Here is a 14,269-nt window from a genome sequence, read left to right on the forward strand (position 1 = left end):
GAAGCGCCGACGATCGGGTGCCGGACCTTTCGAATCGGACCCGCACAGCACAGCACCGCGGGCGCCGCCCGGGCATCCGCCCGGGGATGGCACCGCCGTACCGCGATCGGCGTAGCACCGGGGCGGACCGGTGCCACGCCCGTCAGCTCGTCTTCGCCGGCGCCGGGGCGTCCAGGATGGTGGTGATCAGCTCGGCACACCAGTTGAGCAGCGGCAGGTCGCGCATCGGCTCGCCGCCGACCCGGCGGGTGGTCGGCCGGTTCACGCTGACCGTGTCCACAGTGGACTTGTAGGTGGCGTCCGGGTAGAACCGCTTGAGCCGCAACTGTTTCGAGTCCGGCAGCGGCATCGGGCTGAACCGGACGTGCCGGCCCTGCAGCGACACGTCGGTCAACCCGTACCGCCGGGCGAGCAGCCGGAAGTTCGCCACCTGGAGCAGGTTCTCCACCGGCGTCGGGAGCTCCCCGTACCGGTCGGACAGCTCGGCACGGACCTCGTCCAGCGCCGCCTCGTCGCGTACCTCGGCGAGCTTGCGGTACATCTCCAGGCGTAGCCGCTCGACCGAGATGTAGTCGTGCGGCAGGTGCGCGTCGACCGGCAGGTCGACCTTGACCTCGGTGATCTCCTCCGGCGCCTCGCCCTTGAACGCCTGCACCGCCTCGCCGACCATCCGCACGTACAGGTCGAAGCCGACGCCCTCGATGTGCCCGGACTGCTGGCCACCCAGCAGGTTGCCGGCGCCGCGGATCTCCAGGTCCTTCATCGCGACGAACATGCCGGCGCCGAGCTCGGTGTGCTGCGCGATGGTGGCGAGCCGCTCGTGTGCCTGCTCGGTGAGCGGCTTCTCGCCCGGATAGAGGAAGTAGGCGTAGGCGCGCTCCCGGCCGCGGCCCACCCGGCCGCGGATCTGGTGCAGCTGGGACAGACCGAGGATGTCGGCGCGCTCCACGATCAGCGTGTTCGCGTTCGGGATGTCGATGCCCGACTCGACGATCGTGGTGCACACCAGCACGTCGATCTCGCGGTTCCAGAAGTCGAGCATGATCTTTTCCAGGCGTTCCTCGCCCATCTGGCCGTGCGCCACCGCGACCCGGGCCTCCGGCACCAGCTCGCGGATCCGGCGGGCCGCCTTCTCGATCGACTCGACCCGGTTGTGCAGGTAGAAGACCTGGCCGTCGCGCAGCAGCTCGCGCCGGACCGCGGCGGCGACCTGCTTGTCCGCGTACGCCCCGACGAAGGTGAGCACCGGGTGCCGCTCCTCCGGCGGGGTGGCGATCACCGACATCTCCCGGATGCCGGTCACCGCCATCTCCAGGGTGCGTGGGATCGGCGTGGCGGACATCGTCAGCACGTCGACGTGCGTGCGCAGCTGCTTCAGGTATTCCTTGTGCTCGACGCCGAACCGCTGCTCCTCGTCGACGATCACCAGCCCCAGCTGCTTGAACCGGGTCTGCGAGGACAGCAGCCGGTGGGTACCGAGGACGATGTCGGCGCTGCCGTCGGCGATACCGGTCAGCGTCTGCTCGGTCTCGATCGCGGTGTTGAACCGGGACAGCGTGCGGATGTTCACCGGGAACTGCGCCATCCGCTCAGTGAACGTGTTGAAGTGTTGCTGCGCCAGCAGCGTCGTCGGCACCAGCACCGCGACCTGCTTGCCGTCCTGCACCGCCTTGAACGCCGCGCGCACCGCGATCTCGGTCTTGCCGTAACCGACGTCGCCGCAGATCAGCCGGTCCATCGGGTACTGCTTGCGCATGTCGGCCTTGACCTCGTCGATGGCCTCCAGCTGGTCCGGCGTCTCCTGGAACGGGAACGCGTCCTCCAGCTCGCGCTGCCACGGGGTGTCCGGGCCGAACGCGTGACCCGGCGAGTTCTGCCGCGCCGCGTACAGCCGGATCAGCTCGGCGGCGATCTCCTTGACCGCCTTGCGCGCCCGGGACTTCGTCTTCTGCCAGTCGGCGCCGCCCATCTTGGACAGCGTCGGGTGCTCGCCCCCGACGTACCGGGTCAGCTGGTCGAGCTGGTCGGTCGGCACGAACAGCTGGTCGCCCGGCTGGTTGCGCTTGCTGGGCGCATATTCCAGCACCAGGTACTCACGCTCGGCGCCGTTGATGGTGCGGCGCACCATGTCCAGGTACTTCGCGATGCCGTGCTGCTCGTGCACCACGTAGTCGCCGGGCTTGAGCTCCAGCGGGTCGATCGCGTTCTTGCGCCGGCGGCTCGGCATCCGCCGCATGTCCTTGGTGGACGCGCCCTTGCCGCCGGTGACGTCGTTGCCGGTGACCACCACGATCTTGCCGGTCTCGTCGACGAACCCGCGATCGAGCCCACCGCAACCGACCAGAATCGACTGCGGCTTCGGCGGCTCGGCGATCGCGTCGACCAGGATCGCCCCCTGGTCGGCCTCGTGCAGCAGCTCGACCGCGCGCTGCGCCGGCCCGTGACCCTCGAAGACCAGCGCCACCGCGTACCCGTCGGCGACCCAGCGGCGCACGTCGCCGAGCAGCGCGGCGCCGTCCCCGTGGTACAGCGGGGCGGGCTGCGCGCCGAGCGCGACCGCGTCGTCCGGCACCACATCGTCCACAGTGGACGCCAGCTCGGGATCGATCTCCGCGAGTTCGGCCTCGATGGAGGAGGGTGGCGCGTCGGCCTCCACGGTGCCGAACGGGCTGAGGCTCCACCACGGCATGCCCAGCTCGTCGGCGTGCCCGCGCACGTCGGCGAGGCTGTGGAAGGCCGCCGCGCCGAGGTCGATCGGCTCGGCGCCACCGGCCGCCGCCGCGGCCCAGCTCGCCGCCAGGAACTCCGCCGAGGTGGACACCAGGTCGTGCGCGCGCGACCGGATCCGCTCCGGGTCGCAGGCCAGCACGACCGTACCGGTGGGCATGGAGTCGACCAGCAGCTCCAGGTTGTCGCCGCCGACCAGCGCCGGGGTCAGCGACTCCATGCCCTCCACCGGGATGCCCTCGGCGAGCTTCTCGCACATCTCCGCCAGGCCCGGGTGGTCGGCGGCCAGCGCCGCGGCCCGGTCCCGTACCTCCGGGGTGAGCAGCAGCTCGCGGCACGGTGACGCGACGACGACGGGCTTGTCGCCGGCCGGCTCGAACGAGCGCTGGTCGGCCACCGCGAACGGGCGGATCTCGTCGACCTCGTCGCCCCAGAACTCGACCCGCAGCGGGTGCTCCTCGGTCGGCGGGAACACGTCGAGGATCCCGCCGCGGACCGCGAACTCGCCGCGCCCGCCCACCATGTCGACCCGGCTGTACGCGAGGTCGGTCAGCCGCCGCGCGACCTCCTCCAGGTCGGCGGTGTCACCGGACGCGAGCCGCACCGGGGCCAGGTCACCGAGCCCGCGCAGCTGCGGCTGCAGCACGCTGCGCACCGCCGAGCAGACCACCCGGATCGGTCCCTGCGCCGGCTCGCCGGCGACCGGGTGCGCCAGCCGGCGCAGGATCGACAGCCGCCGGGCCACCGTGTCCGAGCGCGGCGAGAGCCGCTCGTGCGGCAGCGTCTCCCAGGCCGGGTACGACACGACCTCGTCCGGCGGCAGCAGCGAGCGCAGCGCCTCGGCCAGGTCGTCGGCTTCCCGCTCGGTGGCGGTGACCGCGAGCACCGGGCGGCCCGCGCCGGCCGCCGCGTCGGCGGCGATCGCGGCGGCCACGAACGGCCGCAGCGCCGGCGGTGCGGTCAGGTCCAACCGCTGAGCGGCCGGGCCGCGGTCGCGCGCGGTGTCACGGGCGCGGGCGAGCGCCGGGTCGGCGAGGGCAGCGGTCAGCAGGCCGGCGAGCTTCATGTGTCGGGTCAACTCCAAGGCGCGGGCACGCAGAATGGCCCCCGGGATCGCAGGCCCAGGGGTTGTGCCGCAAGCCTACGCCGGCCCACCGACAACCCGCTCCGCTCGCCCGCCGGGCCGCCCGGCCGCGGTCGGCCACGACGCCATACCGGCGGAAAACGCTTTCTCAGTCGGATAGCACCATGCTCACCGAGGCGCTTACCGGGGCTCGCCGGCCGCGACGAGGGCGTCGATGCCGGCGAGCAGGCGCGCCATCGCGAAGTCGAACCGGGCCGCGAGGTCCGGCGCGGTCAGCTCGCCGGCCAGCGCGACGACGTTCGGGTACCGGTCGGCGGGCATCGCGCGCAGCCGACCGGCGAGCCGGTCCAGGTACTCGCGGGGCGCCATCCCGGCGGCGACCTCGGCGGACAGTCGGTTCTGCTCCGCGGCGACGAACCCGAACAGCGACGTGACGCAGGTGTACGCGGCGAACGCGGCGTCGTGGTCGGACAGCCCGGCGCCGCGCAGCACGGTGAGCAGCGCCTCGATGTTGCGCAGCGAGTGTGGCCCGGTGGTGAACCGGCCGGCGATCAGCCGGGCGGCGTCGCGCCGGGCGAGCAGGTGCCGGCGCAGCGCGGTGGCCATCGCGGTCAGCGCGGCCCGCCAGTCGTCCTGCACGTACCGGGTCAGGTCGATTCCGGCGAACTGCTCGTCGGCGAGCGCGTCGAGCAGTTCGTCCTTGTTCCGCACGTACCGGTAGAGCGAGGCGGCGCGGACCCCGAGCTCGGCGGCGAGGCCGCGCATGGTGACCGCGTCGAGCCCGTCGCGGGCCAGCAGGCGTACGCCGGCGTCGAGGACGACCCGTTCGGTCAGCGCCGGTTCGTCCTTGCGCGGCCGACCACGCCGCCTCGCTCCGGCCCCGCCGCCGGGCACCCCCTCGGCTGGCGGCGCGTCGGCGGGCCTCCCGGGCCCGTGGGCGGTCGTCCCGGACCCGTGGGCGGGCCTCCCGGACCCGTGGGCGGGCGTCCCGTCGGAGCGGGCCCCGCCACCCGTGCCGTGCGCGGCTGCCGCGTCGGCGGGCCTTCCGTGGGCCGGTGTCCCGCGGGGCGGCGTCCGGTCGGTGGGCATGGCCCGCACGGTACCGGGCTATGCTGGTCGAGATTAAATGAACATCGTTAGTTTTTGGAGGAACGATGCCCGCCCGGTACGTGACCGACCTGCTCGACGCCCTGCACGCGCACGGTGCGGCCACCGCGCTCGTCGCGGCCGGCCGCAGCTGGAGCTTCGCCGAACTGCGCGCCGACACGTACCGGACCGCGCGGGCGCTGCGTGGCCTCGGCGTCGGGCGCGGCGACGGGCTGGTGCTGCTCGCGGCCAACACCCCGGACGCGCTGCTCGTCCGGCTCGCCGGGTACTTGCTGGGGGTGCGGTTCACCCACGTGCACCTGGGGCCGACCACGCAGTCGGTGCCGCACATCGTCGCCGACGCCGACCCGAAGCTCGTCGTCGCGGCCGCCGGTCTCCCCCTGCTCGACGGTTCCGCCCCGGCGGGCGAGGCCACGGACGACGAGGTGCCCGGCGCGGGGGTGCGGGCGGTGACGGTCGAGCGGTTGGCGGAGTTGGCGGCCGGGGAGTCGGGCGAGCCGCTGCCGGTCGCCGCGATCGACGACGACATCGCGCGGATCACGTACACCGGCGGTACCACCGGGCTGCCGAAGGGCGTGCCGACCACGTACGCCGCGCTGCACGCCGCGGCCCGGTCCGCGCTGGCCGGTGCCGCCGCCGCCCGGGACGAGCTCGCCACCCGTACCGGCAGCGCGCGGTTCCTTGCCGTGACACCGATCGCGCACGTCGCCGGGGACATGGCGCTGATGATGCTGACGCTCGGCGTCACGGTCGAGACGTACGACTTCGAGCCCGGCGCGATGCTCGCCTCGCTCGCCGCGCTGCGCGGCGAGGTGGCTCTCACCTACCTCTATCCGGCTCTGCTGGGCCAACTCCTGGACCATCCGGCCCGCCGGAGCACCGACACCAGCGCGTTGTCGTTCGTGGTGTACGGCAGCGCGCCGATCGCGCCGGCCCGGCTGCGGGCCGCCGTCGACGCGTTCGGCCCGGTCTTCCAGCAGGGGTACGCGTCGACCGAGGCGCCGGCGATCACCGCCCTCACCGTCGCCGACCACGTCCGCGGCCTGGACGACCGGCCCGAGCTGCTCGCTTCGGCCGGCCGGGTGCTGCCCGGCGTCGAGGTGACGATCCGGGACGCCGCCGGCGCGGTACTGTCCGTCGGCGAGATCGGCGAGGTCTGGGTGCGCTCCGATTCGGTCATGCCCGGCTACTGGCGCCGCCCGGCCGAGACCGCCGCCGTGCTGCGGGACGGCTGGCTGCGCACCGGCGACCTGGGCCGGTTCGACGACGACGGGTACCTCTACCTGGTCGGTCGGGTCCGCGAGATGATCATCGTCGGCGGCTGGAACTGTTACGCCGCACCGATCGAGGCGGCGTTGACCGAGCATCCGTTGGTACGAGCGGCATCCGTGGTCGGCGCACCGGACGGGACGACCGGCGAGGCGATCGTCGCCTACCTGGTCGCGGACGCACCGGTACCGGCGGACGAGCTGCGCGCGGTGGTGACCGCGCGGCTGCCGGAGATCAACGTACCGAGCCGGGTCGAGTACCTCGACGCGCTGCCGCTCACCCCGCTCGGCAAGCCCGACAAGAACGCCCTGCGCGCCCGGTCGCGCTGACCCTGCCGCCGACCCATACCGAACGCCGATGCCGGAGGGCGGCCGAGGTACGGGCGTCGGTGGTCGAGGGTGGGCGCGCCGCCGGGGCCGGTCAGCGGTCGCGGTGGGCGTGGGCGGCGCCGAGCACGAACGCGAGTACCAGGGTGAACAGCCAGCCCAGTGCGATCGGGACGCTCACGGCATCCGCCGTACCAGCAGCCCGGACAACCGGGCGTAGAACGTGGTCACCTGCGGGTCATCGCCGATCTCGTCCACCGGTACCACCCGCAGGTAGACCGCCCCGTTCACCAGCGCCGGCATCCGCGACACGACCATGCCCCACCAGCAGCCGCGCCCGTGGATCCCCGCACTCGGCGAGATGAACACCTGGTCACCCGCCCGGATATCGTCCGCGGACAACACGTATGTCGCAGTTGGTTTACGCTTCCCCACAGCCGGTACCTCCAATACCGGTCAGACCCCCGGCCTGCTCTTGTCCAGCAGCCGGGGGTCGCTCCGTATCGACGCCTTCACGGTACGACACATGTCAACTGATGTCTACTGTTGTCACGTGAGTTGAAATGATGTTGCGGGAGGCCAAGCGATGCCTGGCAACTTCTACCGTGCAGGTGTGGCTGTCGACCCGGAATCGCCAGAGCTGATCTACGCCCAGGTCGCGCGCATCCTTCGGGACCGCGTGCAGGACGGGACCTACACCAACCGGCTGCCCGGCGAGCTCGACCTCGCCACCGAGCTTGGCGTCAGTCGCCCGAGTCTGCGCCGCGGCGTCGCCATCCTGGTGGACGAAGGCGTGCTCGTCGTCGTCCGCGGCAAGGGCATGTACGTCAACAAGTGACCGCACCGGCTGTTGCGGTCGATGTCGAAGATGGACGCATGACAGTTGATCCGGACAGTCCGGAGCTGGTGTGGGAGCAGGTGTTGCGGACCCTGCGGGAGCGCATCGCCGACGGGACCTACCCGGTACGGCTGCCCGGCGAGCTGGCGCTGGCCCGGGAGCTCGGTGTGGCCCGGCAGACGCTGCGGCGCGCGATCGCGGTCCTGGTCGACGAGGGTGTCGTCACCGTCGTGCGGAACAAGGGCGTCTACGTCAAGAAGTGACCGCACCGGTGGCCGGCGCGAGCCCCGGCCCGACGCCGCAAGCAGGTACCGACACGCGGAGAGGGGCGCCACCGCAACGGTGGCGCCCCTCTCTGTGCCGATGCGTCAGCTGGTTTCGCCGGCCATGGAGAAGGAGCGGAGCCGGTCGACCGCGATGAGCAGGGCGCCGACCGTGAGGACCGCGGACATCACGATCGCCAGGATCAGCGACATCGGCCCGTGCACCAGCGAGCTGCCGGAGAACGTGGCGGCGAACTCGGAGACGTACTTCTGCACCGAGAGGACCTTGGTGCCGTCCAGCACGTTGCCGAGCAGCCCCTCCCACAGCAGGATGTACGCGAGGCCGACCAGCACCGCCCGCCGGATCACCAGGCTCGCCAGCACGAACAGCGCCGAGTAGACGAACGCGCCGATCAGGCCGGCGACGGCGAACCCGACGCCGACCGACACCGACGCGACGATGGTGCCGGCGATCAGCAGCGACACGCCGGCCACCAGGCCGGAGACCACCGCCGCGATCAGGTACTTCGTCAGCACGATCTCGCGCCGGGCGACCGGCTTGGCGAGGATGTGCACGATCGTGCCGTCGTCGATCTCCGAGCCGAGCACGCTGGTACCGATGATCAGCGCGGTCAGCGGCAGGATCACCGCGACGCCGAGACCGGTCACCACCACCTGCAGCGCGTCCTTGGTGGGCACGTTGCCGGTGCGGACCAGCAGCGACAGCGCGATCAGCACCAGCGGCAGCGGGATCAGCAGCAGCGACCGGCGCCGGCCGAGCAGGCCGCGCAGGGTGATGCCGGCGATCGTCGGGTTGAACAGGCGCGGCCCGCTGGCCGGCGCCACCGTCGTGCGTGCGCTCACTTGGCACCTACCAGGTAGGAGAAGACGCTTTCCAGGGACTCGTCGGCCGGGACCACCGCGGACAGCCGGATGCCGCGTTCCTTGGCGATCCGCGGCAGGGCGCGGGTGAACCGGCCGTAGTCGCTGGCCCGGACCTTGATGCCGCCCTCGGGCACGCCGCGGGAGGCGTGGCCGCCGGTCAGCTCGACGCCGGCGACCGAGTCCTCGGCCATCAGCGCGACCGCGAGGGCCCGGTCGTCGGAGCTGGCGAGCACGAACTCGTGCGGCCGGCTCGTCATCAGCCGCCGGATCTTCCGGTAGTCACCGGAGGCGGCGAGCCGGCCGGCGACGATCACCTGGACGGTGCCGGACAGCTGCTCGACCTCCTCCAGGATGTGCGAGGAGAACAGCACGGTGCGGCCGGCCGACGCCATCCGGTGCAGCAGGTCCATCATGTGCATCCGCTGCCGCGGATCCATCCCGTTGAACGGCTCGTCCAGCAGCAGCACCTGCGGGTCGTGCACCAGCGCGGCGGCGACCCGGGCGCGCTGCCGCATGCCCTTGGAGTACGTCTCGATCCGGCGGTCGGCGGCGTCGACCAGGTCGACCATCTCCAGCGCCCGCTGGGTGGCGGCGGACACGTCGGGCAGCCGTTGCAGCTTCGCCGAGGCGCGGATGAACTCGCGCGCGGTCAGGAAGCCGTGCACGTTCTCCCGCTCGGTGACCAGGCCGAGGTAGCGGTACACGTCGGGGTTGCGCCAGGCCGGCTGGCCGGCGATACGGACGGTGCCGCGGGACGGCGCGAGCATGCCGGCCATCATGTGCAGCAGCGTGGTCTTGCCGGCGCCGTTCGGGCCGAGCAGGCCGGTCACGCCGGGGCCGAGCCGCATCGAGACGTCGTTGATCGCGACGACGTTGCCGTACCACTTGGAGACGGTGGACAGCTCCAGCGTGGCGGCCTCGGCCGGGGCGGCCGGCTTCGTCGCCGGTTCAGTGCCGATGCTCATCGACCTTCCTCCTTCGTCGGAAGCCCGATGAGGCACGATGGGCGATGCTCATGGTTCGCTCGCTGACGCTCGCTCATCAGGACGCCACCTTCCGGTACCGGACGATCAACAGCGCGGTGCACAGGCCGACCAGGACGACGGCGGCGGCCGCGTAGGCCGGGCCGTACGAACCGATGTCGAGCTCGGAGCCGGCGAACAGCCAGGTGCGCAGGCCCTCCAGGATGCCGGTGATGCTGGTCAGGCCGGCCAGCTCACGGGTGGCGCCGGTGCCGATGGCGGCCAGCACCCCGTTGATCGGCTCGGTGACGAGGAACAGCGCCACCACCGCGCCGGCCGCGATCGCCCGCCGCGAGGACAGCGACGACACCAGCAGCGCGACCGCCGACAGCACCAGCGCGAAGATCGCCGAGACGACCAGGCCAGGCACCAGATCGGTGAACTGGCCCCAGATGCCGCTGGCCGAACCGGCGGAGAACGCGCCGCCGAGGAACATCACCAGCTCCGGCACGGCGAGGATCAGGAACACGCCGGTGACCAGCGCGGCGAGCTTCGCCAGCACGTAGTCGTCCCGGCCGATCGGGCGGGAGAAGTAGAGCGGGAGCACCTTGTTGCGCAGGTCGCGGGAGGCCAGCTCGGGTGCGGCGGTCGCCACGAACAGCATCAGCAGGAAGCTCAGCGTGCCCGGGAAGTTCGCGTAGTCCAGCGGCGGGATCGCCACGTTGAACCGCGCCTTGACCGCGGCCACCACCACCGCGATGACCAGCAGGATGCCGGCCAGCGAGAACGGGAAGATCTTCGACTTCGGCCCGCGCCCCAACCCGAACACGGTGCGCAGGCTGTACGCGTAGAGCGAGCGCACCGAGTAGCTGCGGCCCAGCCGCGCACCGGTGTAGCGCTGGTAGCCGATGTCGTGGATGGTGCCGGTCGCCGACTCACTCATCGCCGCTCCTCCCCTCGTCCGCCCCGGCGGGTGCCGGCGCCGCGGCGTGTGCGGCCGGCGAGCCGAACAGCTCGGCGACCCGGTGCCGTCGCTCCTCCAGCCGGTGCAGCGGCAGGCCGAGATCGACGATCACGTCGCGCACCAAGTCGTACGTCGCGGGCGACTCCACCGGGGTCATCAGCGCCGCGCCGTCGCGACCGATCCGCACCCCTCGAGCGGACAGGGCCGCGGCGAGCTCGTCGGCGCCCTCGTCGACCTCGACGGCGAGCACCGCGGTCCGCGCGGTCATGCTGGACACCCGGTCGGCCCGCAGCAGCCGGCCGGCCTCGATCGCGACCAGCCCGTCGGCGATCTGCTCCACCTCGCCGAGCAGGTGCGAGCAGACCACCACCGAGATGCCGAACTCGGTGCCGATGCGGTGCACCAGGTCGAGCATGGCGTCCCGGCCGGCCGGGTCGAGGCCATTGGTCGGCTCGTCCAGCAGCAGCAGGTCGGGGTCGTGCACCAGCGACTGGGCCAGCTTGACCCGCTGCTTCATGCCGGTGGAGTAGCCGCCGATCTGGCGGTATCGCTCCTCGTAGAGCCCGACGTGCCGGAGCACCTCGGAGGCACGCTCCCGGGCGGCCGCGCGGGGCAGCCCGGACATGCGTCCCATGTGGGTGACGAACTCGGCTGCCGACACGTCCGGCGGCAGGCTGTCGTTCTCCGGCATGTACCCGACCCGGGCGCGCACCTGCTCGCCCTGACGGGTCGGGTCCAGGCCCAGCACCCGCAGCTGCCCGCCGGTGGGCGCGAGCAACCCCAACATCGTCTTGATCAGCGTCGACTTGCCGGCGCCGTTGGCGCCGACCAGTCCGGTGATGCCCGGCTCGATCTGCACGGTGAGATCGGCGAGGGCGGTGACCGCCGTGCCGTATCTCTTCGTGAGCGCCTGGGTCGTGATGATGGCCACGTATCGAACCGTACGTGTCCGGCGGCCGGGTGTCGTCCGGCGAGCGTCGTACATCGACCCTGACTTTCGACATAAGGGGAACCCCGAGTGCCCCGTGTTGTCGCTCCCGCTGGCTACCCTGCTTCGGCGAGACAGGGGAGGAACGTGGAGCGCACTTTCCAGGTCGACCTGCGTGGCGTGGTCGATCTGCTCAGCAATCACCTTTATGCCAGCCCTCGGGTGTACCTGCGGGAGTTGTTGCAGAATGCCGTCGATGCCCTGACCGCGCGTACCGACGGGCCGCCGCCGGCGGTGTCGATCCGCACCGGCGACGGCACCCTGTCGGTGTCCGACAACGGGATCGGGCTGACCGAGGCGCAGGTGCACGAGCTGCTCGCCACGATCGGCCGCAGCGGCAAGCGGGACGAGCTGGGCTTCGCCCGGCAGGAGTTCCTCGGCCAGTTCGGCATCGGCCTGCTCTCGGCGTTCCTGGTCGCCGACGAGGTACGGGTGGTGACCCGCTCGGCGACCGGTGGGCCGGCGCTGGGCTGGGTCGGCCGCGCCGACGGCACCTACCGGGTCGAGGCGGCCGACCGGGACGAGCCCGGCAGTACGGTGACGCTGACCGCGCGGCACGGCTGCGCGCAGTGGTTCGACCCCCGGACCGTCACCGAGCTGGCGACGCTGTACGGGTCGATGCTGCCGGTCCCGGTGACCGTCGACGGCACCCCGGTCACCGGTGACGGACCGCCGTGGCGGGCCGACGACCGGCCGGCCGGCACCCGCCGCGCCGACCTCGTCGGGTACGCGCAGGACGTGCTCGGGTTCACCCCGTTCGACGTGATCGAGCTGTCGGTGCCGGGCGCCGGGCTGACCGGCGTGGCCTACGTGCTGCCGTTCGCGGCGAACCCGGCCGAGCGCACCCGGCACCGGGTGTACCTGAAGCGGATGCTGCTGGCCGAGTCGGTCGACGGGCTGCTGCCGGAGTGGGCGTTCTTCGTCCGCTGCGTGGTCGACGCGACCGAGCTGCGGCCCACCGCGAGCCGCGAGTCGCTGTACGCCGACGACGCGCTCGCCGCCACCCAGGACGCGATCGGCGCGCAGCTGCGCGGCTGGCTGGTGCGGCTGGCCGACACCGATCCGGGCCGGCTGGCACGGTTCCTCGCCGTGCACCACCTCGGCGTCAAGGCGCTCGCGGTGCACGACGACGAGATGTTGCGGCTGGTCGCGCAGTGGTGGCCGATGGAGACCAACGTCGGCCGGGTCACCCTCGCCGAGTTCGCCGCGCGGTACGGCGAGGTGCGGTACACCCAGACCGCGGACGAGTTCCGGGCGCTGGCGGCGGTGGCCGCGGCGCAGGACGTGCCGGTGCTCAACGGCGGCTACACCTACGACGCGGAGATCGTGGCCCGGTTCGGCGCGCTGCCGGACGGGCCGAGGGTGCGCCGGCTCAACCCGAGCGAGCTCGCCACCCGGTTCGACCCGCTGCCGGCCGAGGTGGAGCTGCCGCTGCAGGAGTTCCGCCGGATCGCCCAGCGCGCGGTGGACGAGCTGGGCTGCGAGGTGGTGCTGCGCAGCTTCGAGCCGGCCACCGTCCCCGCGCTGTACCTGGTGGACCGCTCGGCCGCGCACGCCGCCGACCTGCAGGCGACGAAGGCGCAGGTCGACGAGGTGTGGGCGGGCGTGCTGGACGCGTTCGCCAAGCCCACCCAGCAGCGCCCGCAGCTCGTCCTCAACCACCGCAACGAGCTGGTCCGCCGGGTGTGCGGGTTGCGCGACGAGCGGCTGGCGCACACCGCGACCCAGGCGCTGTACGGGCAGGCGCTGCTGCTCGGCCACCATCCGGTGCGGCCGGCGGACGTGACGCTGATCAACCGGTCCTTCCTCGGCCTGCTGGACGCGGCCGTACCACCCGAGCAGGACGAGAGGGCATGACCATGGCGTACGACGAAGGCATGACGCACGACGAGGACGGTGCGTGGGCGGCGCTGTCCACGGCGTGGGACCTGCCGTACGGCCCGGGCCAGGTCGCCGCGATCGAGGCGGTGGTGGCCGCGGCGGACGCCGGCGAGTGGGCCGACCTGCAGTTCGCGGCGCGCGCCCTCGCGGTCTCCGCCTACCAGTACGCCGGCGAGGCCAGCAAGATGTTCGTGCCGTTCGCCTGGTGCCTCGCCGCGCTCGACCGGGGCGCCACCGACGACCGGTTCGTGCACCAGGTGATGTGGTCGTTCAAGCACATCGTGGCGCACCTGCCGCTGTTCCCGGAGGTGCCGCTGGCGCGCACCGAGGCGGTGCTCGACGACATGGAGCGCCGCTACCGGGCCGGCGGGCACAGCCTGCACGCGGTGCACCAGTACCGGTGGCTGGTCGCGCGGCACCTGGGTGACACGGCGGCCGCGGCCGAACAGTACCGGTTGTGGTGTGCCGCGCCGCGCGACGACCTGTCCGACTGTGCCGGCTGCGAGCCGACCGCACGGATCGAGCACCTGGCCGACGTCGGCGCCGACGAGGAGGCCATCGAGCTGTCGGTGCCGGTGCTTGCCGGCAACCTGACCTGCGTCGAGCAGCCGCAGATGATCCTCACCGCACTGCTGCTGCCCTACCTGCGCACCGGGCGGTACGAGCAGGCCGCCGACGCGCACCGCCGGGCGTACCGGTCGCTGCGGTCGTCGCACTCCGACCTCGCCTCGATCGCGCAACACGTCGAGTTCTGCGCCCGTACCGGCAACGAGCCGCGCGGGTTGGAGCTGGTGCAGCGGCACCTCGGCTGGCTCGCCTCGCCGCCCGACCCGTACGCCGAGATGCGGTTCGCCGCCGCCAGCGCGCTGCTGCTGCGCCGGCTGGCCGCGGCCGGCCACGGCGACACCGAGCTCGACCGCCCGCCGCTGACCGCCGCGGAGACCGCGGCGGGGGCCACGAGGGTGACGCCGCCGG

At 72.5% G+C, this 14,269-nt stretch carries 11 protein-coding genes and 1 pseudogene; 5 read left to right on the forward strand and 7 right to left on the reverse strand.

All coding sequences use genetic code 11. The features are described 5' to 3' along the window. Positions 1-142: 142 nt before the first annotated feature. Positions 143-3,793 carry a transcription-repair coupling factor gene (gene mfd / locus NUM_RS06645; RefSeq protein ID WP_207123700.1) on the reverse strand — a complete coding sequence of 1,217 codons (3,651 nt, stop codon included), beginning with the start codon at positions 3,791-3,793 and terminating at the stop codon, positions 143-145. 198 nt (positions 3,794-3,991) lie between these two features. Then, entirely contained in the window at positions 3,992-4,705 is a 714-nt protein-coding gene (locus NUM_RS06650) for a TetR/AcrR family transcriptional regulator C-terminal domain-containing protein (protein ID WP_207123687.1), read from the reverse strand. Positions 4,706-4,965: 260 nt separating this feature from the next. On the opposite strand from NUM_RS06650, the gene NUM_RS06655 reads away from it, so the two are divergent. Next, complete coding sequence (locus tag NUM_RS06655) at positions 4,966-6,516, forward strand: AMP-binding protein (protein WP_207123688.1); 1,551 nt, start codon at positions 4,966-4,968, stop codon at positions 6,514-6,516. A gap of 174 nt (positions 6,517-6,690) precedes the next feature. On the opposite strand, the gene NUM_RS06660 is transcribed toward NUM_RS06655, so the two are convergent. Beyond that, a complete protein-coding gene (locus NUM_RS06660) occupies positions 6,691-6,882 on the reverse strand; it encodes a hypothetical protein (RefSeq protein ID WP_207123689.1) in 192 nt (63 codons plus the stop codon). Between the two features lie 244 nt (positions 6,883-7,126). On the opposite strand from NUM_RS06660, the gene NUM_RS06665 reads away from it, so the two are divergent. Next, on the forward strand, positions 7,127-7,351 hold the full coding sequence (locus tag NUM_RS06665) for a GntR family transcriptional regulator (protein ID WP_207123690.1): 225 nt from the start codon (positions 7,127-7,129) through the stop codon (positions 7,349-7,351). A 38-nt stretch (positions 7,352-7,389) separates the two neighbouring features. Then, positions 7,390-7,614: a GntR family transcriptional regulator gene (locus tag NUM_RS06670; RefSeq protein WP_207123691.1), complete on the forward strand. Its 225-nt coding sequence runs from the start codon at positions 7,390-7,392 to the stop codon at positions 7,612-7,614. Between the two features lie 105 nt (positions 7,615-7,719). On the opposite strand, the gene NUM_RS06675 is transcribed toward NUM_RS06670, so the two are convergent. From NUM_RS06675 to NUM_RS06690, 4 genes are all read right to left on the reverse strand, one after another. Then, positions 7,720-8,478 carry an ABC transporter permease gene (locus NUM_RS06675; RefSeq protein WP_225918377.1) on the reverse strand — a complete coding sequence of 253 codons (759 nt, stop codon included), beginning with the start codon at positions 8,476-8,478 and terminating at the stop codon, positions 7,720-7,722. Next, on the reverse strand, positions 8,475-9,464 hold the full coding sequence (locus NUM_RS06680) for an ABC transporter ATP-binding protein (protein ID WP_207123692.1): 990 nt from the start codon (positions 9,462-9,464) through the stop codon (positions 8,475-8,477). The genes NUM_RS06675 and NUM_RS06680 overlap by 4 nt, the downstream gene beginning before the upstream one ends. 76 nt (positions 9,465-9,540) lie before the next feature. Continuing rightward, positions 9,541-10,404: an ABC transporter permease gene (locus tag NUM_RS06685; RefSeq protein WP_207123693.1), complete on the reverse strand. Its 864-nt coding sequence runs from the start codon at positions 10,402-10,404 to the stop codon at positions 9,541-9,543. Further along, the gene (locus tag NUM_RS06690) at positions 10,397-11,356 is read right to left on the reverse strand and encodes an ABC transporter ATP-binding protein (RefSeq protein ID WP_207123694.1); all 960 of its coding nucleotides are present in this window, start codon (positions 11,354-11,356) and stop codon (positions 10,397-10,399) included. The genes NUM_RS06685 and NUM_RS06690 overlap by 8 nt, the downstream gene beginning before the upstream one ends. Before the next feature lie 144 nt (positions 11,357-11,500). On the opposite strand from NUM_RS06690, the gene NUM_RS06695 reads away from it, so the two are divergent. Both NUM_RS06695 and NUM_RS06700 read left to right on the forward strand, forming a co-directional pair. After that, positions 11,501-13,270 (forward strand): HSP90 family protein, encoded by a 1,770-nt coding sequence (locus NUM_RS06695; RefSeq protein WP_207123696.1) that lies wholly within the window; start codon positions 11,501-11,503, stop codon positions 13,268-13,270. After that, positions 13,267-14,269 (forward strand): annotated as a pseudogene (locus NUM_RS06700) (hypothetical protein); the annotation flags it as partial. The gene NUM_RS06695 and the pseudogene NUM_RS06700, both read left to right, overlap by 4 nt.

Source organism: Actinocatenispora comari (genome assembly GCF_017312725.1).
Lineage (GTDB): Bacteria > Actinomycetota > Actinomycetes > Mycobacteriales > Micromonosporaceae > Actinocatenispora > Actinocatenispora comari.